Origin of the sequence: Pacificoceanicola algae (assembly GCF_049341065.1) — a bacterium.
Taxonomy (GTDB): Bacteria; Pseudomonadota; Alphaproteobacteria; order Rhodobacterales; family Rhodobacteraceae; genus Pacificoceanicola.
The window spans coordinates 303,591-327,891 of sequence record NZ_JBMPIX010000004.1 but is presented as its reverse complement, the minus strand read 5'-3'; the positions used below and the strand labels follow the sequence as shown (position 1 = coordinate 327,891).

The 24,301-nt window shown below is 58.5% G+C and carries 21 protein-coding genes and 1 pseudogene; 15 read left to right on the top strand and 7 right to left on the bottom strand.

Annotated features, from left to right (window positions below; genetic code table 11):
• Positions 1-195: 195 nt before the first annotated feature.
• The 13 genes and pseudogenes from ACOYQJ_RS08630 to ACOYQJ_RS08570 all read left to right on the top strand — a co-directional run.
• Positions 196-1,047, top strand: a complete 852-nt coding sequence (locus tag ACOYQJ_RS08630) for a shikimate dehydrogenase (protein ID WP_422905610.1) — start codon at positions 196-198, stop codon at positions 1,045-1,047.
• Positions 1,044-2,927, top strand: a complete 1,884-nt coding sequence (locus ACOYQJ_RS08625; RefSeq protein ID WP_422905609.1) for a bifunctional sugar phosphate isomerase/epimerase/4-hydroxyphenylpyruvate dioxygenase family protein — start codon at positions 1,044-1,046, stop codon at positions 2,925-2,927. Before ACOYQJ_RS08630 ends, ACOYQJ_RS08625 begins: the two co-directional genes overlap by 4 nt.
• A 76-nt stretch (positions 2,928-3,003) precedes the next feature.
• Positions 3,004-4,002: an ArsJ-associated glyceraldehyde-3-phosphate dehydrogenase gene (locus ACOYQJ_RS08620; RefSeq protein WP_422905608.1), complete on the top strand. Its 999-nt coding sequence runs from the start codon at positions 3,004-3,006 to the stop codon at positions 4,000-4,002.
• Positions 3,999-5,240: an organoarsenical effux MFS transporter ArsJ gene (arsJ, locus tag ACOYQJ_RS08615; RefSeq protein WP_422905607.1), complete on the top strand. Its 1,242-nt coding sequence runs from the start codon at positions 3,999-4,001 to the stop codon at positions 5,238-5,240. Before ACOYQJ_RS08620 ends, arsJ begins: the two co-directional genes overlap by 4 nt.
• 255 nt (positions 5,241-5,495) lie before the next feature.
• Positions 5,496-6,800 (top strand): ABC transporter substrate-binding protein, encoded by a 1,305-nt coding sequence (locus ACOYQJ_RS08610; RefSeq protein WP_422905606.1) that lies wholly within the window; start codon positions 5,496-5,498, stop codon positions 6,798-6,800.
• 116 nt (positions 6,801-6,916) lie between these two features.
• Positions 6,917-7,783: a carbohydrate ABC transporter permease gene (locus tag ACOYQJ_RS08605; protein WP_422905605.1), complete on the top strand. Its 867-nt coding sequence runs from the start codon at positions 6,917-6,919 to the stop codon at positions 7,781-7,783.
• Positions 7,784-7,793: 10 nt separating this feature from the next.
• Positions 7,794-8,624: a carbohydrate ABC transporter permease gene (locus tag ACOYQJ_RS08600; RefSeq protein ID WP_422905604.1), complete on the top strand. Its 831-nt coding sequence runs from the start codon at positions 7,794-7,796 to the stop codon at positions 8,622-8,624.
• 10 nt (positions 8,625-8,634) lie between these two features.
• Entirely contained in the window at positions 8,635-9,639 is a 1,005-nt protein-coding gene (locus ACOYQJ_RS08595) for an ABC transporter ATP-binding protein (protein ID WP_422905603.1), read from the top strand.
• Between the two features lie 22 nt (positions 9,640-9,661).
• On the top strand, positions 9,662-11,131 hold the full coding sequence (locus ACOYQJ_RS08590) for a mannitol dehydrogenase family protein (protein ID WP_422905602.1): 1,470 nt from the start codon (positions 9,662-9,664) through the stop codon (positions 11,129-11,131).
• Positions 11,132-11,138: 7 nt separating this feature from the next.
• A complete protein-coding gene (locus tag ACOYQJ_RS08585) occupies positions 11,139-11,816 on the top strand; it encodes an HAD family hydrolase (protein ID WP_422905601.1) in 678 nt (225 codons plus the stop codon).
• Between the two features lie 14 nt (positions 11,817-11,830).
• The gene (locus ACOYQJ_RS08580; protein WP_422905600.1) at positions 11,831-13,408 is read left to right on the top strand and encodes an FGGY family pentulose kinase; all 1,578 of its coding nucleotides are present in this window, start codon (positions 11,831-11,833) and stop codon (positions 13,406-13,408) included.
• A 159-nt stretch (positions 13,409-13,567) separates the two neighbouring features.
• Entirely contained in the window at positions 13,568-14,320 is a 753-nt protein-coding gene (locus ACOYQJ_RS08575) for an HpcH/HpaI aldolase family protein (protein ID WP_422905599.1), read from the top strand.
• A gap of 181 nt (positions 14,321-14,501) precedes the next feature.
• A pseudogene (locus ACOYQJ_RS08570) lies at positions 14,502-14,800 on the top strand (transposase); the annotation flags it as partial.
• Positions 14,801-15,019: 219 nt separating this feature from the next.
• On the opposite strand, the gene gyrB reads toward ACOYQJ_RS08570, so the two are convergent.
• The 4 genes from gyrB to dnaA form a co-directional block, all read right to left on the bottom strand.
• Positions 15,020-17,437, bottom strand: coding sequence for a DNA topoisomerase (ATP-hydrolyzing) subunit B (gene gyrB, locus ACOYQJ_RS08565; RefSeq protein WP_422905598.1), 2,418 nt, complete (start codon positions 17,435-17,437; stop codon positions 15,020-15,022).
• Positions 17,438-17,516: 79 nt separating this feature from the next.
• On the bottom strand, positions 17,517-18,617 hold the full coding sequence (recF, locus tag ACOYQJ_RS08560) for a DNA replication/repair protein RecF (RefSeq protein WP_422905597.1): 1,101 nt from the start codon (positions 18,615-18,617) through the stop codon (positions 17,517-17,519).
• Between the two features lie 81 nt (positions 18,618-18,698).
• Positions 18,699-19,817, bottom strand: a complete 1,119-nt coding sequence (dnaN, locus tag ACOYQJ_RS08555) for a DNA polymerase III subunit beta (RefSeq protein ID WP_422905596.1) — start codon at positions 19,815-19,817, stop codon at positions 18,699-18,701.
• 170 nt (positions 19,818-19,987) lie between these two features.
• Positions 19,988-21,313 carry a chromosomal replication initiator protein DnaA gene (dnaA, locus tag ACOYQJ_RS08550; RefSeq protein ID WP_422905709.1) on the bottom strand — a complete coding sequence of 442 codons (1,326 nt, stop codon included), beginning with the start codon at positions 21,311-21,313 and terminating at the stop codon, positions 19,988-19,990.
• Between dnaA and ACOYQJ_RS08545 the strand changes: the two genes are divergently transcribed.
• The gene (locus ACOYQJ_RS08545; RefSeq protein WP_422905710.1) at positions 21,218-21,445 is read left to right on the top strand and encodes a hypothetical protein; all 228 of its coding nucleotides are present in this window, start codon (positions 21,218-21,220) and stop codon (positions 21,443-21,445) included. The genes dnaA and ACOYQJ_RS08545 overlap by 96 nt on opposite strands.
• Positions 21,446-21,819: 374 nt before the next feature.
• Here the strand turns inward: ACOYQJ_RS08545 and rpsT are convergent, their stop codons facing one another.
• Positions 21,820-22,083, bottom strand: a complete 264-nt coding sequence (gene rpsT, locus ACOYQJ_RS08540) for a 30S ribosomal protein S20 (protein ID WP_422905595.1) — start codon at positions 22,081-22,083, stop codon at positions 21,820-21,822.
• Positions 22,084-22,340: 257 nt separating this feature from the next.
• Here rpsT and ACOYQJ_RS08535 point away from each other — a divergent pair, with 257 nt between their 5' ends.
• Positions 22,341-22,526, top strand: a complete 186-nt coding sequence (locus ACOYQJ_RS08535) for a hypothetical protein (protein WP_422905594.1) — start codon at positions 22,341-22,343, stop codon at positions 22,524-22,526.
• Between the two features lie 81 nt (positions 22,527-22,607).
• Here the strand turns inward: ACOYQJ_RS08535 and ACOYQJ_RS08530 are convergent, their stop codons facing one another.
• A complete protein-coding gene (locus ACOYQJ_RS08530) occupies positions 22,608-23,384 on the bottom strand; it encodes an enoyl-CoA hydratase (RefSeq protein WP_422905593.1) in 777 nt (258 codons plus the stop codon).
• 65 nt (positions 23,385-23,449) lie between these two features.
• Positions 23,450-24,301, bottom strand: coding sequence for a bifunctional DNA-formamidopyrimidine glycosylase/DNA-(apurinic or apyrimidinic site) lyase (gene mutM / locus ACOYQJ_RS08525; RefSeq protein WP_422905592.1), 852 nt, complete (start codon positions 24,299-24,301; stop codon positions 23,450-23,452).

Genomic DNA, 24,301 nt, shown 5'->3' with positions numbered 1-24,301 from the left:
GACCGACACGCCGGAAAAATCTCTGCAAACTGCTTCTTGCCCCTGCTTACACCTTATCCTTCCGAAGGATTTGCGCTGTTCTCAACCTGCGCTTTCATGATCTATCGCGCCACCCGCGTATTTAACCTCGCGGTACAAATTGATTGACTCAGAAGACCCAGATGCTACAAAGCGATCCTTCTTCGGAGTCTTCAGATGCCAGAATCAACCGACAAAAAACATGTTCAGGTTGGCCTGATCGGTCATGGTATTCAGCTGTCCCGCACACCGGCCATGCATGTTCAGGCGGGCCGAGCGATTGGGCTGGATTATCGCTATGACCTGATCGACCCCGAGCAAATGGACAGCCCCCCAACGCTGCCCCAAATGCTGGGCAAAGCCGAGGCAAGCGGCTTTGCCGGGCTTAACATTACCTTTCCCTACAAAAAGGCCGTGATGCAGCATCTCGACGTCCTTTCGGACGCGGCGCGCAAGGTTGGCGCGGTGAACACGGTGGTGTTCCGGGATGGCAAACGTTTTGGGCACAACACCGATTTCTGGGGCTTTGCCGAAGGGATGCGGCAGGGCTTGCCAAAGGCGGACATGGATTGCGTCTTGTTGCTGGGTGCAGGCGGGGCCGGTGGAGCGGTCGCCCATGCGCTCAAGGATATGGGCGTGCGGAATCTGCTGATCCACGATATTTCGCCCGAAGGCGCGCAGGAACTGGCCGGGCAAACGGGTGGCCGCGTGGCGACAGACCTTGAAACCGCCGCGGCGCAGGCCAATGGCATCGTCAACGCGACCCCGATGGGTATGGCCAAACTGCCCGGAACGGCCATCCCGACCAGTATGATCCGCGCGGATCAGTGGGTGGCCGATATCGTCTATTTTCCGATCGAAACCCAGCTATTGCGCGAAGCCAAGGCCAAGGGGTGCCTCGTCATGAACGGCGGCAGCATGGCTTTGTACCAAGCGGTCCGGGCGTTCCAGCTTTTTACCGGGCAAACCCCTGACGTGGACGTCATGCGGGCAACCTTTTCCGCCTTCGACAAGGAACCCGCAGCATGAAAACCGGCATCGCCACTGTCTCGATATCCGGTGACTTCCGCAGCAAACTAGAGGCAATCGCCGCCGCCGGATATGACGGGATCGAGATTTTCGAGCAGGACTTCGTCGCCTTCGACGGCAGCCCCGAGGACGTTGGTCGCATGGTCCGCGATCACGGACTTGAGATCATGCTGTTCCAGCCCTTCCGCGATTTCGAAGGCCTGCCAGAACCGCTGCGCGCCAAGGCCTTTGACCGGGCCGAGCGCAAGTTCGATCTGATGCAGGCACTGGGACCCGAGCTTGTGCTGGTGTGTTCGTCCTGCCACAAGCAAGCCATTGGCGGCATTGATCGCGCGGCGGCGGATTTCCATGAACTGGGCGAACGCGCCGCCAAACGAGGTTTGCGCGTCGGCTATGAGGCGCTGGCCTGGGGTCGCTATGTGAACGACCATCGTGACGCATGGGAGATCGTGCGCCGCGCCGAACATCCGAACATCGGATTGGTTGTCGACAGCTTTCACACCCTTGCCCGCAAGATTGACCCCGACACCATCCGCCGCATCCCCGGCGACAAGATCTTTTTCGTGCAACTGGCCGACGCGCCCCTGATCGAAATGGACCTTCTGTACTGGTCTCGCCATTTCCGAAACATGCCGGGCGAAGGCGATCTGGATTTGACCGGCTTCATGCGGGCTGTCATGGCCACCGGCTATGAGGGGCCGATCAGCCTTGAGATTTTCAACGATCAATTCCGGAGCGGGTCAACGCGCGGAATTGCGCGCGACGGCTATCGTTCGCTGATTTCGCTAATGGATGATGTCGCGCGGGCGGAACCTGCTTTGAACATCGACATGCCCGCCCTGCCCTCCCGAGTGAGGACCGAGGGCGTTTCATTTGTCGAATTTGCTACGCGCGGCGCCGAGGCCCGTGCGCTGGAGCAAACCCTTGCGACGCTTGGCTTTGAAAAGGCGGAGCAGCACCGCAACAAGGCGGTCACCCTTTGGCAGCAAGGTGATATTCGCATCGTGTTGAACGAGGAAACCGAAGGCCACGCCGATCACAGCTGGAATGCGCGTGGCACCTCGGTTTGTGACATTGGCCTTCAGGTTTCGTCCGCCAAGGATGCCGCTGTCCGGGCTGCCGCGCTGGGGGTCGAACCCTTTTCGCAGCCCATCGGCCCCGGCGAACTGGACATTCCCGCGATCCGCGGGCTGTCCGGCAGCGTGCTGCATCTGCTCGATTCAACCAGCGGGCTGGAACGCGTTTGGGAAGCCGAGTTCGGCGCCACCGACAGTCCCAAAGGGGTTGGTCTGTCGCGGATCGACCATCTGGCCCAGACCATGAGCTATGAGGACATGCTGAGCTGGACCCTGTTTTACAGCACCATCTTCGACATGAAGAAAAGCCCGATGGTCGACGTGATAGACCCGGATGGGCTGGTCCGCTCGCAGGTGGTCGAGGCCCCGGATGGCGCTCTACGCATCACCTTGAACGGCGCAGACACGCATCGCACGCTGGCCGGGCGGTTCCTTTCCGACAGCTTTGGCGCGCCGGTGCAGCACATCGCGCTGGCCACCGACGACGTTTTCTCGACGCTCGAGGCGCTGATCGCCAAGGGGTTTGAACCCCTGCCCATGCCGCAAAACTATTATGACGACCTTGCCGCCCGCTTTGACTTCCCGCCGGGATTGATGGAGCGGATGCAGGGGCTGAACATCCTTTATGATCGCGACGACGGTGGCGAGTTCTTTCAAGTCTATTCCAAGGCCTTCGCAGGCGGCTTGTTCTTTGAGATCATACAAAGGGTCGGTGGCTATTCCGGCTTTGGCGCTCCGAATGCCCCTTTCCGTATCGCGGCTCAGAAACGTCAGGGAAAGGTCAAGGGGATGCCGTCGGCCTGATTTCCGGCTTGTCACACGCGTGTCACATAATGCAGGCACGAGACATGCCAGTGGACACTGAAAGACGCGGAAGACAATGACCGTATATGCACTGAATGGCCTTGGCAGAATGGGCAAGCTTGCCCTGCGCCCGCTTTTGGAACGTGGCGCGAAAATCGCATGGATCAACGAAGCCGTAGGTGATCCGGAGATGCACGCGCATTTGCTGGAATTCGACACGGTTCATGGTCGTTGGGATGCCGCGTTTGCCTTTGATGAAAGCACGATTTCCATCAACGGGACGCGGCTGCCGATCCACAATACCAAAAAGTTGGAAGAGCTTCCTCTTGAAGGTGTGGACGTGGTCATTGATTGCACCGGCGCTTTCAAGACCGAAGCCAAGCTTGCCCCCTATTTCGCCGCCGGTGTGAAGAAGGTCGTCGTCTCGGCCCCGGTAAAGGACGGCCCAACCGCGAATATCGTCTATGGCGTGAATTCCGACGTTTACGACCCCGTTGCGCACCAGATCGTTACGGCGGCAAGTTGCACGACCAATTGTCTTGCGCCCGTGGTCAAGGTCATCCACGAGGCGATCGGGATCAAACATGGCTCGATCACCACGATCCATGATGTGACCAATACGCAGACGATCGTTGATCGCCCCGCCAAAGACCTGCGCCGCGCGAGGTCGGCGCTGAATTCGCTGATCCCCACAACCACGGGCAGCGCCACCGCCATCACGCTGATCTACCCGGAACTGAAGGGCAAGCTGAACGGCCATGCGGTGCGCGTTCCGCTGCTAAACGCTTCGCTGACCGATTGTGTGTTCGAAGTAGCCCGCGAGACCACCGCCGAAGAGGTGAACGCCCTGTTCAAGGCAGCCGCAGAAGGCCCGCTCAAGGGAATCCTCGGTTACGAAACCCGCCCCCTGGTCTCGACCGATTACACCAACGATCCGCGCTCATCGATCATCGACGCGCCCTCGACGATGGTGATCAATGGCACGCAGGTGAAGATCTATGCCTGGTATGACAACGAATGGGGCTATGCCAACCGTTTGGTGGACGTCGCCCTGATGGTCGGAGCCGCTTTGTGAAACAAGAGGGCCTGCCTGCCTATATCTCAGTCACGGCGGCCTACTGGGCCTTTATGCTGACCGACGGTGCGTTGCGGATGCTGGTGCTGCTGCACTTTCATGCGCTTGGATTTTCGCCGGTGCAGTTGGCCTATCTCTTTGTCCTGTACGAGATCGCCGGGGTGGTCACAAACCTGTCCGCAGGTTGGATTGCCGCGCGCTATGGGCTGACCTCGACGCTGTATGCAGGGCTTGGCCTTCAGGTACTGGCGCTTTTGGCGCTGACGCAGTTGAACCCTGATTGGAGCATCGCGGTTTCGGTCAGCTTCGTGATGCTGGTGCAAGGGGCATCGGGTGTGGCCAAGGACTTGGCCAAGATGTCTTCGAAATCAGCCGTCAAACTACTGGCCCCCAAGGACGGCGACGGACTGTTCCGTTGGGTCGCCGTGCTGACCGGTTCCAAAAACGCCGTGAAGGGCCTTGGATTTCTGCTGGGCGCAGCGCTGTTGGCGACGGTAGGATTTACCAAGGCGTTGCTGTTCATGGCAGCGGTTCTTGCCCTGATCCTTGTCGCTGTGATCCTGAAAATGCCAGCGGGCCTGCCACGGGGAAGAAAAGGCGCAAAGTTCCACGAGGTCTTTTCCAAGAATCGCAATATCAACTGGCTCAGTTTCTCTCGGATCTTCCTGTTTGGCGCGCGGGACGTCTGGTTCGTGGTTGGAATCCCGATTTACTTTTACGCGGTGCTTTCGGACGGTACAGAGTCAGGCAACCGCGCCACGTTCTTCACCATCGGCACCTTTATGGCCTTCTGGGTCATTCTGTACGGTATCGTGCAGGCAAACGCGCCGCGTCTGTTGCGCGCCAAAAGCCGCAGCGCCGCCGAAATCATCGCGCAGGCACAAACCTGGGCGGGGGTGTTGGTCACTGTGCCAGCGGCACTGGCGACGTTGGTCTGGACAGCATCTGAACCCGCGCCCTGGTTGACCGTGTCGCTGATCATTGGCCTTTTGGTCTTTGGAGCGATCTTTGCGGTCAATTCCGCCCTGCACTCCTATCTGATCCTCGCGTTCACCGAGGATAGCCGCGTCACCATGGACGTCGGATTCTACTACATGGCCAACGCCGCCGGACGACTGCTTGGGACAGTGTTGTCCGGCGCAAGCTATCAACTCGGCGGGCTGCCGCTTTGCCTTGCGACCGCTGCCTTGATGGTTGCGATCAGCGCCGTTGGTGCACGACAATTGCAAACTTCATGACTCGCGTATAGCGTGTATTTTGAGGCCAATTGATTCTCTTTTCGCGTCCGGTTTTTGCGATAGATGATGTCGACATACGTGGTGGCGATCAATTGCCCACGGCTTAGGCAATTATTTTTACCTATTTTGCAGATGCTTACGTTTGGGTTGCTGGTCAGTCGCCGCGGTGCAGCGACGAATTTGGTTGACTAAAGGTTAAAAAATGTGAGTAATTGCCCACGAGCTTGGCATTCGCTCACAATTGGGAGGAAATTTATGTCCACTACGATCCGCACTCTCCTGAGTGCAACCGCGTTGACGGCAACCGCATTCGCGGCGTCGGCCGATACCATCACCATCGCGACCGTGAACAACGGCGACATGATCCGTATGCAGGGTCTGACCGATGACTTCACCGCCAAAACCGGCCACGAAGTCGAGTGGGTCACACTGGAAGAAAACGTGCTGCGCCAGCGCGTCACCACGGACATCTCCACCAAAGGTGGTCAGTTCGACCTGATGACCATCGGCATGTACGAAACCCCGATCTGGGGCGCAAATGGCTGGCTCGTTCCGCTGAACGATCTGTCGGCAGAGTACGACGTTGACGACCTGCTGCCCGCCATGCGCAATGGTCTGTCGCACGACGGCACGCTTTACGCGGCACCGTTCTACGGCGAAAGCTCGATGGTCATGTACCGCACCGACCTGATGGAAAAAGCCGGCCTGGAAATGCCAAAGGCACCGACCTGGGAATTCATCCGCGAAGCGGCAGCAGCGATGACCGACCGTGACGCCGACATCAACGGCATCTGCCTGCGCGGCAAAGCCGGCTGGGGCGAAGGCGGCGGGATCATCACCGTGACTGCAAACTCCTTCGGCGCACGTTGGTTCGACGAAGATTGGAATGCTCAGTTCGATCAGCCCGAGTGGAAAGCCGCTCTGACCTTCTTCTCCGAAATGATGGCTGAGTCCGGCCCCGCAGGCTATGCGACCAACGGTTTCAACGAAAACCTGTCGCTGTTCCAGCAAGGCAAATGCGGCATGTGGATTGACGCCACCGTGGCGGCATCTTTTGTGACCAACCCCAACGAATCGACCGTTGCTGAACATGTTGGTTTCGCCTTGGCTCCGAACCACGAGGGTGTCGAGAAGCGCGCCAACTGGCTTTGGGCATGGGCGCTGGGCATTCCGGCCGGGACCCAGAAAGAAGCGGCTGCAAAGCAGTTCATCGAATGGGCAACCTCGAAAGACTATATCGAGCTGGTCGCGGCGAACGAAGGCTGGGCCAACGTCCCTCCGGGTGCGCGGACCTCGCTTTATGAGAACCCCAACTACCAGGCGGTTCCCTTTGCTCAGATGACGCTGGACAGCATTCTGGCGGCCGATCCGAACAACCCGACGGTCAAGCCGGTTCCCTACGTGGGCATCCAGTTTGCCGCCATCCCGGAATTCGCGGGCATCGCAACCGACGTCAGCCAGGAATTCTCGGCTGTCTATGCGGGCCAGCAGACCGTGGATGAGGCCCTTGCCAAGGCGCAGGCCATCACGACCGATGCAATGGAAGCCGCTGGCTACTAAAGCATCCTCCCTGCTCGTGGGGCGGCGTTGACCGCCCCACGAGTTTCAAGTTTCTTCAAGACATTACGATCTGACATCTGAGGCGGACGAGTCCGCCAACAGAGAAGGAATGCAAAATGGCGACCCAGCAATCACGATCAGCCGCCAGATTCATGATGGCCCCGGCAGTTATCCTGCTCTTGGGTTGGATGCTTGTCCCTTTGATCATGACCCTATGGTTCTCATTCAGAAATTATCTGCCGCTGCGCGGTGGGGATCTCGGATGGGCCGGCTTCGACAACTACGTCCGCTTTGTCGGATCAAGTGCCTTTTGGCCCAGTATCCAGGCAACCCTCGTTATTGTGGGCGGCGTTTTGGTCATCACAATCGTTCTGGGTGTCATCCTTGCTCTGCTGCTTGACCAACCGATGTGGGGTCAGGGTATTGTCAGAATTCTGGTCATCGCGCCGTTCTTTGTCATGCCGACCGTCTCTGCACTGGTCTGGAAAAACATGTTCATGGACCCGGTGAATGGTCTGCTGGCGCATCTTTGGAAATTCTTCGGGGCCGCCCCTGTTGAATGGCTGAGCCAGGCGTCGATGCAGTCGATCATCATGATCGTCAGTTGGCAGTGGCTGCCCTTTGCGACGCTGATCCTGCTGACCGCCGTTCAATCTCTTGACAGTGAACAGCTGGAAGCCGCCGAAATGGATGGCGCGCCATTCATCAAGCGGTTCTGGTATATCATCCTGCCGCACCTGGCACGGGCGATCACCATCGTGTTGCTGATCCAGACGATCTTTCTTCTGTCGATCTTTGCCGAAATCTTCGTCACCACGGGCGGTGCCTTTGGAACCAAGACCCTGTCGTACCTGATTTTCCAGCGTGTGCTCGAAAGCCAGAATGTCGGCCTGGGATCTGCGGGCGGGGTCTATGCCATCATACTTGCCAATATCGTTGCGATCTTCTTGATGCGCATCGTCGGCAAAAATCTGGACGCGTGAGGGACAAGACATGGCACGAGCTGTTACGAACAATCGCAAAGCGCTGAATACCGCCATCGCATGGACCATCGGGTTTCTGATCTTTTTCCCGATCCTCTGGACCATCCTGACCAGCTTCAAGACAGAAGCGCAGGCCATCAGCGATCCACCGGTCTTCCTGTTCTTTGACTGGACGCTTGAGAACTACGGTGTTGTACAAGAGCGCTCCAACTACATGCGCTACCTGTGGAACTCGATATTCATCGCGGGCGGATCGACGATCCTTGGCCTGATCATCGCGGTGCCGGCGGCCTGGTCGATGGCCTTTGTGCCCTCGAAGCGGACCAAGGACATCCTTTTGTGGATGCTCTCAACCAAGATGCTTCCTGCGGTTGGGGTTCTGTATCCGATCTACCTGATGTTCATCAAACTTGGGCTTTTGGACACCCGACTTGGCCTGACCATTGTTCTGATGCTGATCAACCTGCCGATCATTATCTGGATGCTGTACACCTACTTCCGCGAAATTCCGGGCGAAATCCTTGAAGCATCGCGGATGGACGGGGCTTCGCTGAAAGACGAGATCCTTTACGTGTTGACGCCAATGGCCGTGCCGGGCATCGCCTCGACCCTTCTGTTGAACTTCATCCTCGCCTGGAACGAAGCGTTCTGGACGCTCAACCTGACCGCTGCAACGGCCGCGCCGCTGACAGCCTTTATCGCCAGCTACTCAAGCCCCGAGGGCCTGTTTTACGCAAAACTCAGCGCGGCTTCGACGATGGCTATCGCGCCAATCCTAATCCTTGGCTGGTTCAGCCAGAAACAACTCGTCCGGGGCCTGACCTTCGGCGCTGTGAAGTGAGGAACGACTAATGGGACGTATTCAGCTTAAGCAGGTCACGAAATCTTTTGGTGAAGTGATGGTCATTCCGCCACTGGACCTGCAGATCGAAGATGGTGAGTTCGTGGTTTTTGTCGGGCCTTCGGGTTGCGGTAAATCCACCCTCCTGCGCCTGATCGCCGGGCTCGAGGACACCACCTCGGGCAATATCGAAATCGACGACAAGGACGCCACCGGCCTGCCCCCCGCCAAGCGTGGACTGGCCATGGTGTTCCAGAGCTATGCCTTGTATCCGCATATGTCGGTGCGCAAGAACATTGCCTTTCCGATGAAGATGGCGGGCGTTGATCAAGCCGAGCAGGACAAGCGCATCGCGGCAGCCGCCAAGGCACTGAACCTGACCGACTACCTTGATCGCCGCCCCGGCCAACTGTCCGGTGGTCAGCGCCAGCGTGTTGCCATCGGACGTGCCATTGTGCGCGAACCCGCCGCCTTCCTGTTCGACGAACCGCTTTCGAACCTTGATGCGGCGCTGCGTGTCGGCATGCGGATGGAGATCTCGGAACTGCACAAGAAACTGGCCACCACGATGGTCTACGTGACGCACGATCAGGTCGAAGCCATGACCATGGCAGACAAGATCGTTGTCTTGCAAGCCGGTGTGATCGAACAGGTGGGCAGCCCGCTTGAACTGTATCACACACCGCGCAACCGCTTTGTCGCCGGCTTTATCGGGTCGCCCAAGATGAACATCTTTGAAGGCCCGGAAGCCGCCAAACACAACGCCCATGCCATTGGAATCCGCCCCGAGCATATTGCGGCCTCCTTGGAAGGCGGCGAATGGAAAGGCACCGTCGGCGTTTCCGAGCACCTAGGCTCTGACACCTTCCTGCACGTTCATGGAACCGGCCTGGCCGAGACCATGACCGTCCGTGTCGGCGGCGAATTCAACGCTCATCACGGCGACGACGTCTGGCTGACGCCCGAAGCGGACAAGATCCACCGCTTCGACGCCAACGGCCTTCGCATCGCCTGAAACGCGCATATTGGTGGACCCCATGACCCTCAAGCTCTCAAATGACACTCTCGCCAAGCTTCCGGAAACGGTAGGGCGCCCTTCTTATGATCGGGCGGCCCTGTCGGCAGGTATCCTGCACTTTGGAGTCGGCAACTTTCACCGAGCGCATCAGGCGACATACCTTGATAGCCTGATGAACATGGGCGAGGCCAAAGATTGGGCCTTGGTTGGGGCGGGTGTCTTTGAAGGCGAAAGGCGTGGGCGCGAGATCCTGCAAGCGCAAGACTGGCTGACAACGCTGGTCGAACAGGAAGCAGGCAAAAGCGAGGCCCGCGTCATAGGTTCGATGATCGATTATATCGAGCCTGCCAATGCCGCAGCGATCATTGCGCGGATGTCGCAGCCGGATATCCGCATCGTTTCGATGACCATCACCGAGGGCGGCTATTTCCTTGACGCGAAGGACAATTTCGACCCGTCGCGACCAGACATCCAGCACGACGCGGCCAACCCTGAAACGCCGAAGACTGCTTTTGGCATGCTTCTGTGTGCCCTTCGCGCGCGCCGCGACGCGGGGATGGCGCCCTTTACGATCATGTGTTGCGACAACATTCCGCACAATGGCTCGGTCACTCGGCGCACGCTCACCGGGCTGGCGCGTCTGTCAGATCCGGATTTTGCGACATGGATCGAGGCCAATGTGGCCTTCCCCAATGCCATGGTCGACCGTATCACACCCGGCACAACAGACCGCGAACGCGGCATTCTGTTGGACGAGTTCGGAATCGAGGACGGCTGGCCTGTCTTCTGTGAGGATTTCACGCAATGGGTTCTTGAGGACAACTTCCCGCTCGGCCGCCCGCCGCTTGAAAAAGTCGGTGTTCAATTTGCCGAGGATGTGACCCCCTTCGAATTGATGAAGCTGCGCATCCTCAACGCGGGCCATGCCATCATCGCGTATCCCGCTGGGCTGATGGATATCCATTTCGTTCATGAAGCGATGGAACACCCGGTGATCCGCGCGTTTCTTCGCAAGATCGAAGAAACCGAGATCATCCCGCATATTCCGCCGGTGCCCGACACGGACACCAACACCTATTTCGACAAGATCGAAGAGCGGTTCTCGAACCCGAAAATCGGCGACACCATTCGTCGCCTCTGTCTTGACGGCTCAAACCGGCAGCCGAAATTCGTGATCCCGGCGCTGCGCGACGCGCGGGCAGCGGGCAGCGCATTCGACGGGCTGGCGCTGGAATGCGCGCTTTGGTGCCGCTATTGCGCCGGAACCACGGACAGTAGTGCCGAAATAGCACCGAACGATCCGAATTGGGATGAGCTGGTCTCTATCGCGCAAGCGGCCAAGACGCGCCCGCAGGCATGGCTTGAACAAGAAGCCGTTTACGGTGATCTGGCGCAGGACAGTGCTTTTGCCGAACGTTTTGCCCATTGGCTGAACGCTCTTTGGGCCGATGGGACCGAGGATGTTCTGCGCCGCTATCTGGAAAGCTGATTACTCTGTGGGCGGTCCCATTAAAGACGGTTTGGTCATTTTCGATTGCGACGGGGTGCTTGTCGATAGTGAGCCGATTTCGCTGGCTGTCATGTTGGATATTCTGGCCGAGGCCGATTGCCCGATGACCGTTCAGGACGGGTATGACCACCTGCTGGGGCGGTCCCTGACGACCATCGCTGACTGGCTGCATCGCACCCACGGCATGGACCTGACCGAAGCCCGTCTGGCCGACATGCGACAACGGCTTTACGCCCGTTTCCATCAAGACTTGCAGCCGATTTCTGGAGTGGCGGACAGCGTCGCCGCGCTGCCATGGTTGACATGCGTCGCCTCCTCCAGCCAACCCGAGCGCATTCGCCTGTCGTTGGAGCTGACCGGTCAGCTGTCATTGTTCGACCCCAATATCTTCAGCGCAACCATGGTCAAACGCGGCAAGCCCGCGCCAGATCTGTTCCTGCATGCGGCGGAAAAAATTGGCGTTGCACCCGAAAATTGTGTTGTGGTCGAAGACAGCCCCGCTGGCATCCGGGCTGCCAAGGCAGCGGGAATGAAGGTCGTCGCCTTCGTGGGAGGTGGCCATGCCAAACCCGCCAATCTGCGTGAAAAGGTTGCAAAACTCGCGCCGATGGCAATCATATCAAACATGCGAGACCTTCCGCCCCTTATCCACCAGTTGACCTGACGCTCGGTGACTAGATGACAAGCTATGTCTGCGCCGTGGATGTCGGAACGCTAAGCGCTCGCGCCGGAGTCTTTGCAGCGGACGGGCGGATGCTGTCACGCGAGGTCGCCGAGTTTAACGTCTTTCAAGGCAACGGAAAATTCGGTGAATATTCATCTGAACAGATTTGGCAGGCGGTCTGTGCTGCAGTCAAAGCCAGCGTTGCGACAAGCGGGGTAGCTGCGACAGACATCGGCGCTTTGGCTTTTGATGCCACCTGTTCTCTGGTTCTTCTTGACCACGAACACAGGCCGCTTCCACTTGGCCCGGATGGTCGAAACACCATCGCGTGGTTTGATCATCGCGCCGTGGCCGAGGCTGCGATTTGCACAGATACCGGCCATCCGCTGATCCGCCACCTTGGCAACGCCATGTCCCCCGAAATGCAGACGCCCAAACTGATGTGGCTCAAGCGTCATCGCCCCGAAATCTGGGATGCCTTGGGCTACGCAGGCGATCTGAGCGATTTTCTGGTCCTTCGCAGCACCGGGAATCCCGTTCGGTCGGCCTGTACCACCGCAGCCAAATGGCCTTACCTTCCGGCTTCGGGTGGCTGGCAGCAGGATTTTTTGGAGGCCGTCGGCCTTGGCGATCTTCGGACCAAGGCCGATCTGCCCGATGCACCGCAGTCCGTCGGCAAGATGGCGGGCACCCTGACGCCACAAACCGCTGAGGAGCTTGACCTCGGCCCCGGCACAAAGGTGGCGACCGGGATGATTGACGCATTTGCGGGCGCTCTGGGCACTCATGGGCTGTTCCCAGAAACTATGGTGCCAGAGTCGCAACAGACACTGATTACGGGAACCTCGAATTGCATCATGTCGGTCAGCCGGGACCCTGTCTTTCGAACTGGTCTTTGGGGTCCCTACCGGGACGCCATCTTGCCCGAACGCTGGGTGAGTGAAGGCGGGCAATCCGCTGCCGGGGCCCTGTTGGATTACATCCTCGACAGTTGGCCGGGTAACCGCAACGGGCACCATCCGACACATTCAGACGTGATAGCCAGACTGGACGTTCTGATCGCCGAACATGGCCCGAATTTCGCCGCGCACATTCATGTTCTGCCCGACTTCAATGGCAATCGCTCTCCGTTGTCGGACCCGATGGCCAAGGGCGTGATTAGCGGTTTGACCCTTGATCGCAGCTTTGACGGACTTTGTGCACTTTACTGGCGCGCGGCCCTGTCGCTGGCGCTGGGGGTTCGGCAGATCATCTCACACATCGGGGGTAATCCCAAGGAAGCCCGTGATCTGGCCATCGTCGGCGGTCTGGTTCAAAGCGATCTTCTGACTCAACTGTTTTCCGATGTAACCGGACGGCGCATTTTGCGCCATCAAGGGCAAGACGCTGTGCTTATGGGCACCGCAACCCTGGCTTTTGCTTGCCTCACTGATACCGACGAACTGGGGCGGATTGCCCGTGCCATGGCAAACGAGCCTGCGATTTTTTCCCCCAACCCTGCAGCTCGGGCCCGGTTCGACATCGACTACCAGGCCTTTCTGAGAATGCAGGCCCATCGCGTGGAACTGCTCGCATTAGATGGAAAAGCATAACACCTACCCTCATTTTTTGGCATTTACTGTAAATGGGATAGAGCGTGACCGCACAGCGCCAAGGCGTCAACTATAGCGCGCAGCGCAGGCGCATGGACAGGGCGGTCAGCGCCGTGGTATCGGCGATTGACCTGTCGCGCTGTTAGGAAAGCAAATGCCATGGCCGAGCTGAAAACCAACACTTTCAAAGCCGCACTTCAGCGGATGGAACTGCAACGCGGACTTTGGTGCACCATGAGTGATCAGCTTGCCGCCGAGATGATGGCCGACTGCGGATTTGACTGGATGATGTTCGACACCGAGCATTCGCCGATGGACCCGGTGGGACTGCTCCCGTTGCTGCAGGCCGTGGCGCCCTATCCGGTCACGCCGATTGTCCGTCCCACCTGCCTGAACGCCGCCGAAATCAAAAAGCTGCTGGATATTGGCGCCCAAACCATTCTGGTGCCCTACGTGCAAAACTCGGAAGAGGCCGCTCAGGCCGTTGCGGCAGTGACCTATCCGCCCGCAGGCATTCGCGGCGTGGCAGGCCTGACCCGTGCGACCCAATTCGGCAAAATCCCCGGCTATCACAAACGCGCAAGGGATGAGATTTGCCTGATCGTGCAGGTCGAAACAAAGGAAGCGATGGACAACATCGAGTCTATCGCCGCCGTTGACGGCATTGATGGTGTCTTTGTTGGTCCCGCCGATTTGGCCGCATCGCTTGGCTATCCGGGTGAACCGAACCATCCCGAGGTCACCAAGGCCGTGCTGGACTCTATCCGCCGTATTCGCGCTGCGGGTGTGCCGCCGGGCATACTGACTCTGTCTGAAGAGGTCCGAGACCAGGCAATCGAAGCAGGCGCAGTCTTTGTCGCGGGGGATCTGGATCTGGCCGCCCTGCGCAAAGGTCTGTCGCTGCAGGGTTAAGACAGGCCGGAAAACCGTGGCGACCGATGAACCCATGCTCGTCCTTTAGGGCGCCGAAATCGAGCGTACGGCCCACAGTGGGGCACGCAATTGCATCCACAATCTTAGAGTTCGATCTGGCTTTGTAGCAAAAATTCCGACTTGGATTCAGTGGCTTAATCCAGAGTGATGGCTGAACTGCTTGAGCAGTTCGACCCCGACGAAGTACAAGACCAAAAACGGCGCTTCGTATAACACAGCGTTGTAGCAGCGCGGATCTCTTTAGATCTGGTTTGACCCTGAGATGGCCTGGGTACTGTGGCCGAACGGCAAGTCCGGTCGTCAGCTGCAGTTCAGCGATGCTGCGATACAAGCATGCCTAGCCTTGAAAGTGGTGTTCGGTATGCCTTGCGGCAAACGACTGGCTTCGTAGAAAGCCTTTTGGGGTTGGCCGTGCTGAACTGGGCAGTGCCAGATTACAGCCCCCGGTGCCGCCGACGCACCGCGTGAAACCCATTCTTAACAAGCTTCAGGACGGGACAAACGGGTAGGATGCGGAACGTCGGGTCCTTCCCACCAATAGCGAAACGTGATCAGTGGAGGGCAGGAAAGTTAGGCGGAGGCATGGGCCATCAATCATCCTGACGCACCGCGAAAACCTTTGTGCTAACTGCGCAGCGCTTTGCGCAAACGCAGCCTTATGCGTAATCCTCCATCTGCTCAGAAGTCCAGATTCGCGACGCTCAGGGCATTGTCCTGAATGAATTCGCGTCGCGGTTCGACCACATCCCCCATCAGTTTGGTGAACAGATCGTCCGCCTCGGCCATATCGTCGATTGTGACACGCAGCAGGGTGCGGGCATCCGGGTCCAGTGTGGTTTCCCACAGCTGGCCGGGGTTCATTTCGCCCAGTCCCTTGTAACGCTGAAGCGTCAGACCCTTTTCGCCTTCATCCAGAATGGCCTTCAACAGCTCAAGCGGACCGTGGATCAACTGGCGGCGATCCTTACGTTCCAGCATTGCGGGCGTGTCGTATACTGTCTGAAGGCTTTGCGTAAAGCTGCCGGTCTTGCGCGCTTCGCCCGAGCGCAGCATTGGCCCGTCCATTGTCCGGACTTCTTCAACGCCGCGCAAGATGCGCGCCAGGCGAATGCCCATGTCCTGAGTGATCCGACCTTGCCAACCGCGTTCATATTCAAGCGCGATCAGGTTGAGCCGGGCCGCAACCTTGTCCGCGACACCCTGAAGGTCCGCATCCACGGCACCGGGCACAAAGGCCCCGGCAATCGCCGCCTGTTCCAGAATGTGACGCGGGTAGTGCGTTGGAAAGGCATCGAGAACACGGCGCAGTTGACGCGCCTCGTCGATGACCCGGACCAGATCCTGCCCGACAATCACTTCGCCCGAACCCAGCTTGAGCCCGGCACCCTCGATCCCCTGCTGGATGAGATAGTCGTCCAGCGCCGCCTGATCCTTGAGATAAACCTCGGACTTGCCGCGCGCGACCTTATACAGGGGCGGCTGGGCGATATAGAGGTGTCCGCGTTCGATCAGCGCTGGCATCTGCCGGTAAAAGAAAGTCAGCAGCAGAGTGCGGATGTGCGCACCGTCCACGTCGGCGTCGGTCATCAGAATGATCTTGTGATACCGAAGTTTGTCGATGTTGAATTCATCCCGGCCAATCCCGGTGCCAAGCGCCATCACGAGGTTGCCAATTTCCTGACTGTTCAGCATCCGGTCAAACCGGGCACGTTCCACGTTCAGGATCTTACCCTTGAGCGGAAGGATCGCTTGCGTGGCGCGGTTGCGCCCCGTCTGCGCCGATCCGCCGGCTGAATCGCCCTCCACCAGGAACAATTCGGTCAGTGCCGGATCCTTTTCCGAACAATCCTTCAGCTTGGCGGCGTTAAAGCTTACGTCCATGGCGGTCTTGCGCCGCGTCAGCTCGCGAGCCTTGCGGGCCGCTTCGCGCGCAAAAGCCGCCTCGATGATCTTGCTGATGATCTGCTTGGCCTGCGCCGGGTTCTCTTCAAACCACTCCTGCAGCTTTTCATTCATCATGCTTTCGACCGCCGGGCGCACCTCGGAGGAGACCAGCTTGTCCTTGGTCTGAGAGCTGAACTTCGGGTCTGGCACCTTGACCGATAGCACCGCTGTCAGCCCCTCGCGGGCATCGTCGCCAGTGAAGGTGACTTTTTCCCGTTTCGCGATCCCGGTTTCCTGCGCGTATTTCTGGATGGTCCGGGTCAGTGCCCCCCGGAAACCAGCAAGGTGCGTACCACCATCGCGCTGCGGAATATTGTTGGTAAAGGGCAGGACGTTCTCGTGATAGCTGTCGTTCCACCACATGGCGATTTCCACGCCAATGTCATCCTTTTCGCCCATCATATAAACTGGCTCGTCCATCACAGCCTGCTTGTGCCGGTCGAGATATTTGACGAATTCCTTAACGCCGCCTTCGTAGAACAGCTCTGTCTTGAGCGGCTCGGCGGGGCGCTCATCCTCAAGGATGATCCGAACGCCGGAGTTAAGGAAGGCCAGTTCGCGCAAGCGCTTTTCCAACGTCTCAAAGCTGTAGTCGAGGTTGCTGAAGGTGTCCGTCGAGGCCAGAAAACGCACCTCGGTACCGGTTTCACCATTGGCATCGCCAACGACACGCAGATGCTCGGCTGTCTCGCCATGTTCAAACCGGGCAAAATGCTCTTTGCCCTTGCGCCAGACGCGCAGCTCCAACCAGACAGACAGCGCGTTCACAACGGACACGCCGACGCCGTGCAGACCGCCGGATACCTTGTAAGAGTTGCTGTCGAACTTACCGCCCGCATGCAACTGGGTCATGATGACCTCGGCGGCGGAAACGCCCTCTTCGGCGTGCAGATCGACAGGAATTCCGCGCCCGTTATCACGCACGGAAACGCTGTTGTCTGCGTGGATTTTCACATGAACATAGTCGGCATGCTTGGCCAGCGCCTCGTCGATACCGTTATCGACGACCTCATAGACCATGTGATGCAGGCCAGAGCCGTCATCAGTATCCCCGATATACATGCCGGGACGCTTGCGAACAGCCTCCAAGCCTCTGAGAACCTTAATGGAATCCGCGCCATACTCTTCGGGGGCGCCTGCAGCGTCGGACATGCCGTCTTCCTTTGTTATGTTGAGCGGATTTATAGCGATCCCAAGGGGTAATGTCACGTCTTGGACACAAGATTTGGTATCAATTCGCCAGACGCGCCACGAGAGATTCGGCGCCCTCTTCGTTGACTTCAAGATACTGCGCCCGATCGCCAAGATCGGCGAACAGTTCCGGCCCCGTTCCGGTCATCCACGCCTGCGCCCCAAGGGCGCAGATCTCATCATACAAAGCGGCGCGGCGACCAGAATCCAAATGCGCTGCGACCTCGTCCAGCAGTACTATGGGCGGCGCTCCAAGATCGTGCGAAAGCGCGCGTGCGTTGGCCAGGATCAGCGAAATCAGCAGCGCTTTTTGCTCGCCCGTTGAACACTCGGACGCGGGTACATCTTTGGCTGCAAAAACACCATACAGGTCGGTCCTATGCGGCCCGACCAAGGTTCGGCCCGCCGCCATATCCCGGCCCCTGCTGTCGGCCAAAGCTGTTCGCAGATCGCCTTCGTCCTGGGGCATCTCACCCTCAGACTGCATCAACTGCAGATTCGCGACGGGAAACCGTGTCTCGGCCTCCTGCTGCGACAGAGCCAGTCGCTCGACCGTCGCGACGCGGTTCGCATGCAACGCCGCACCGGCCTTGGCCATCTGAGCTTCGAGCGCGACATACCAATGCGCGTCGCGCACCTGCTCTTTCAGCAGGCGATTGCGCTCTCGCATAGCCTTTTCGTAGTCCAGAACGGACTGAGCATGTTCGGGAAAAAAGGACAGGGTCATGCGATCAATGAAACGGCGCCGCCCGTCGGCGCCCTCAATCCAAAGGCGGTCCATCGCAGGGATCAACCAAACGACGCGCGCCAAGCGACCCAAGGCGACCTGAGATGCCGACTTGTCATCAATCTGAACCTGCCGCGCCGCGCCATTCTCGGATGTAAAGGCAATCTCGTGCACCCCATCCGGCCCGTGAAATGTTCCGGTGATTTTCCAGCCCAAAGCTTCGGGTCGGCGCGCCATGTCCTGCGCCGAGGCCCGCCGCAGCCCCCGCCCCGGCGAAAACAACGACACTGCTTCGATCAGATTTGTCTTACCGGCCCCGTTTGGCCCATAAATCGCGACCGGGCGCGCATCCACATCCAGCCGCGCCAAACGATGCGACCGGAAATGCGACAAGGACAGGTGCGACAGATACATCTACGCACCTCTTCCTTTCTTCATCTAGACCGAGACACCCCGAGGCGGAGGCCTGTTTATTCGCGGAAAATCGTCTCGGCGTTACACACGCATCGGCATGACGACATAGACTGCGCTGGTGTCATTGCCCTCACGCATCAGGGTCGGATCCCCGGACGAGTTGAACATGAAAACAGCGTTCTCGCGATCCACCTGAGACGCAATCTCAAGCAGGTACTTGGCGTTGAAGCCGATCTCGAGGTGCTCATCACCGTAAGCCACGGCCAATTCTTCCTCGGCGGCGCCGCTGTCGGGGGCGTTCACGGAAAGGATCAACCGATCCTCATCCAGCTGCAACTTGACTGCGCGCGAGCGTTCGGAAGACACTGTCGCCACCCGGTCCACGGCTTTGGCAAACTCGCTCGCGTCCACTTCCAACCGGCGGGTATTCCCCTGCGGGATGACGCGCGTGTAATCCGGGAAGGTCCCGTCGATCACCTTGGAGGTCAGCGTGATTTCAGGCGTCGCAAATCGCACCTTGGTCTCGGAAACCGACACCGCGATGTCCATATCGTCGTCATCCAGCAGCTTGCGCATCTCGCCAACTGTCTTGCGCGGGACAATCACGCCGGGCATGTCACCGGCGCCGTCGGGCAGCGGCGCGTCGATGCGGGCCAGACGGTGGCCATCAGTCGCCACGCAGCGCAGAACTTTGCTGCCATCGGACTCGGCCACATGCATGTAGACGCCGTTCAGATAATAGCGTGTCTCTTCAGTGGAAATCGCGAACTTTGACTTGTCGAACAGGCGGCGCAGGACTGCGGCCTTTGCCGTAAAGTTCGACGCATATTCCGAGGTCGCCATGACCGGAAAATCATCTTTGGGCAGGGTCGCCAGGGAAAAGTTCGATCGCCCGGCAGCAACCGTCAGCCGACCTGTACCAGGTTCCTCGTTCAGCGAGACCAGCGCCCCGTCCGGCAGCTTGCGTACGATTTCGTGCAAGGTGACAGCAGACACCGTCGTCCCGCCTGCGCGTTCGACTTGTGCAGGTGCCTTGTCCAGCACCTCGATGTCCAAATCGGTTGCCCGGAAGGTCGCGGTGTCACCTTCCGCCTCAATCAGCACGTTTGCCAAGATCGGAATGGTATTGCGCCGCTCCACAACCGATTGTGCCTGCGCCACGGCGCGCAGCAGCGTCGCCCGTTCAATGCTGATTTTCATTGCCCTACCCTCTGCAAAGCCGGAGGCGCACCCTAGCCCGGGGATGCGCGTACTCCAAGCCCGTTTTCGCGATTTGTTCAACGGTTGTCAAAGGACGTCAAGGCAAAGGGGCGATCCAAAGACCGCCCCGCTGTAAACCTGTTGTGCCAAGGACTCAGAGTCGCCCGATTTTACGCCTCAAGCGCGCGGCGCAGCATCTCGATATCTTCCTCGATCTGCCCGTCCTGCTGGCGCAGCTCCTCGATGCGGCGCACGCCATGCATCACGGTCGTGTGGTCGCGCCCGCCAAAGCGGCGCCCGATTTCGGGCAAGGATCGCGAGGTCAACTGCTTGCACAGATACATCGCAACCTGACGCGGTCGCGCAAAGGTGCGTACACGTTTCGGGCCAACGATGTCCGACAGCCGAATGTTGTAGTGATCCGCCACCTTGCGCTGGATCTCGTCGATCGAGATCTTGCGCTCGGAGGCGCGCAAGACGTCCGCAAGGCTATCATGCACCAGATCCATGTTGATCGGCTTGCCCACCAGCGAAGCAAAGGCGAACAACCGGGTCAACGCCCCTTCGAGCACACGAACGTTGGTGCTGATCCGCTGAGCAAGAAACTCCAAAACGCCGTCGTCGATCTGCAGGCCTGGATAATGGGCGCGGTACATTTCGGCCTTGGTTTGCAGAATGCCCAAGCGCAATTCGTAATCTGTTGGGTGCAGATCAACGACTAGTCCAGACTGCAAACGCGAACGAATGCGGTTCTCAAGATCCTTGATTTCATCCGGGGCGCGGTCTGCTGAAATGATGATCTGTTTGTTCTGATCCACCAAGGCGTTGAACGTGTGAAAGAACTCTTCCTGAGTCGAATCCTTGCCAGCGATGAACTGGACGTCATCGACCATCAGCACATCAACACTGCGGAACATTTCCTTGAAGTCCATCATCCGGCGTTCACGCAGGGCCTGCACAAAGCGGTACATGAACTGTTCCGCGGACAGGTACAGTACGACAAGATTGGGATTGCGGGCGCGCAATTCCCAAGCGATCGCATGCATCAAGTGCGTTTTACCAAGCCCAACACCGCCATAAAGAAACAGCGGATTGAAGGTCACAGGTCCGCCTTCGGCCACGCGTTTCGCGGCGGCATGGGCCAGCTCGTTTGGCTTTCCCACGACAAAGCTGTCAAAGGTAAACCGGCTGTCCAAAGGCGCACCGGGCAATTCTTCGCGGGCCGGCTGAGGCGCGACCTCGGGCTTGCTCGCATGCGGTTCCGCTGCGGAATTTGCTGCATCGGCGACTTTGAAAGCAAGGCGCCTGACGCTCGGGTTCACCCCTGCAATCTGCGAGATCAGGAAATCTCCAAAATTCTGAGACACGTAATTCCCGAAAAAATTCGTCGGAGCATGAAATTGCGCGACACCCCCATCAAGGCCACAAAACTTGAGTGGTTTGATCCACGTCTTGTAATTGTTGTCACCTACCGTTTTACAAATATTACTCTGCAAAGCGCCCCATTGTTCGTCAGTCATCTGTCCCCGTTCCGTGTCTTCACTGCCATCGCCCGCACCGGACCCAAACCCGGCGGCGGTCACTTCACGTCGGACAAAACACGACCAGCCCATGCCATACGGGCATGAGATCAGCCTAGGGCCCAGATCTTACATTCTGGCAGCTCTGGCGGCAGCTAGAGCAAAGGCCAATACGACCCAAGTTTTGTCTTTGGACATGGCCGGGACTTTCCCGAAACTGTCACCTACCAACGTGGCGATGATCAGCATTCAGATACGAAACCGATTAATCTTCGACTCGAACCCTGCAACCTGTCCCCCCTGCGATGTGACTCGCTTGGTGAAATTAGCAAGCTTGCCGTCCTTCGGGCAACTGATCTTCGTATCTTGACTCGGCATTTGTGGAAAAGAATCTCTTTGGCTGTCAAATAGTTGCCAAATAGACAAACGGCGCCACATATAGTGGCGCCGCTCAAAAAGTAACACAAGATGGTGTGGGTATATCAGCCCAGAGCCTTCACACGTGCCGACAACCGCGACATTTTGCGGGATGCGGTGTTCTTGTGGAAAACTCCCTTGGTCACGCCGCGCATCAATTCCGGCTGAGCCGCGCGAAGAGCTGCCGTAGCGGCATCTTTGTCACCCGAGGCAATGGCCTCTTCGACATTGCGCAGGAAGGTGCGGATTCGCGAACGACGGGCTTTGTTGACTGCAAAACGCTTCTCGTTCTGACGAGCGCGTTTTTTTGCTTGGGGCGAATTTGCCATGATGATCTGTCCTGGTTTTTCGTGTCTGAATTTCGAGTGCGCAATGCCTACGAGACCCGAACGTACCTCGGACCGATTCTTGCCTAGCGGGCATCACACGCATGTATGACTGGCGTCTATACCGGCTTTCACCAGCTTTGCAAAGCCCTTAGCGACCAAAGCCAGCAGGAACTGGATCGAATCTGCATATTTTAGTATAAGGGGTCCCCGGTCGGGACGGATGTTTCCGACCAGAACGGAGAAATGGGAGGATCAAGATGCTTGATGCAATACGGGTCTCCGAATACGCCCACGCCCTTTACCGAGTGCGCGGCGGCAAGGCCGAAGCAGAGGCCGCCCAACGGCACCGCGCATGCAAGAAAGCCGGAAATCTGGAAGAGGCTGAGGTCTGGCGGCGTGTACAATCCGCGATCCGCAAATTGCGCGGCCCAAATCAGGGCTGACGCACCGCCGCGATATTAAAAACCCGGGCGATCAAGCCCGGGTCGTTTTGCCATGGTGGCCTATTGACTTACCGGTCGGTCTTACCGGTCCCGGAATTGCGCGCTCCGCTTTTCCGTGAAGGCAGCCATGCCTTCTTTTTGGTCCTCGGTCGAAAAGAGCGAGTGGAACAGGCGGCGCTCATAAAGCAGACCCTCGGAAAGCGTGGTCTCATAGGCGCGGTTCACAGCCTCTTTGACCGCGATGGTCGTCAGCATCGACTTTTCCGCGATCTTTTCTGCGGTGGCCCTTGCGTCTTCCATCAGTTGTTTGGCTGGGACGACACGGCTCACCAGCCCGGCGCGCTCGGCCTCTTCGGCATCCATGAAACGGCCAGTCAGGTTCATTTCCATCGCCTTGGATTTTCCGACATAGCGCGTCAGGCGCTGGGTGCCGCCAATGCCAGGGATCACACCGAGGTTGATCTCGGGCTGGCCAAACTTGGCCGAATCGGCCGCGATTATAAAGTCGCACATCATCGCCAGTTCACATCCGCCGCCAAGCGCATAGCCTGCAACCGCCGCGATGATGGGCTTTCGGGTCCGGCAGATCGTTTCGCCTTCACGGCCAAAGAAATCCGACAGGAACATGTCGACGTAACTTTTCTCAGACATCTCCTTGATGTCTGCACCGGCAGCAAAGGCCTTTGCCGAACCGGTCACAATGATGCAGCGCACCTTGTCGTTCTTGTCCGCGTCAACCAGCGCTTCGGCCAATTCACCCAAAAGGTGCGAGTTCAGGGCGTTCAGCGCGTCGGGGCGGTTCAGTTTGATTGTGCAAACGTGGTCTTCGACTTCGACGATGATCGTCTCATAGGCCATATTGCTCGGCTCCGGTCCATTTCCGTCAGGCGCTAACGCTTACCATCATCGCGCATCGGTTCAAGCTATCTTTGACAGGTGGGGCAGTAGAAAGATGATCGCCCGGACTGCACGATTCGGCGAATGTGGTCGCTGCAACCGGGGGTCTTGCAGGGCTCCCCCTCGCGGCCATAGACGTCAAAGCTGTGCTGAAAATATCCAAGTTCCCCATCAGCTTGCCGGAAATCTCGCAGGCTTGATCCGCCCGCTTCGATTGCCTCTGACAGCACCTCGCGGATGATGGGAACAAGCGCGGCAATGCGCCGCTCGGATATCCGAGTGACGCGGCGTGCTGGGTGAATTCGGCCACGGTAAAGCGTTTCGCAAACGTAGATATTGCCCAATCCGGCGACAATCTTCTGGTCCAAAAGTGCCGATTTGATCGGCATCCCGCGCCCTTTCAGCGCCGCAACCAGATGAGATTCGCTGAACACATTCCCTAAAGGCTCGGGCCCGATCGAAGCCAAAAGCGGATGCGCTTCGGCCGTGGTGGTTGCCAAAAGGTCCATCGCTCCAAAGCGGCGCGGGTCATTAAAGGTGATGCGTGCGCCGTTCTCCATATCCAGCACCACATGGTCATGTTTTTCCGCCGCGGGATGATCATGCACGAATTGGCCCAAGGGGTCGCCGGACACCAACATGCGTCCGGACATTCCCAGATGGATCAGCAAGCTTTCGCCCCGGTCGAGATCGGCAAGAATATACTTGGACCGCCGCCGAAGCCCCAAAACGCGCGCGCCAGTCAGCCGCTTGGCCATATCTGTCGGAAAAGGCCAGCGCAGATCAGGACGATTCACCTGCGCACGCGTGATCACCTGCCCCTCCATCGCGGGGGCAAGGCCGCGGCGGACGGTTTCAACCTCGGGGAGTTCGGGCAT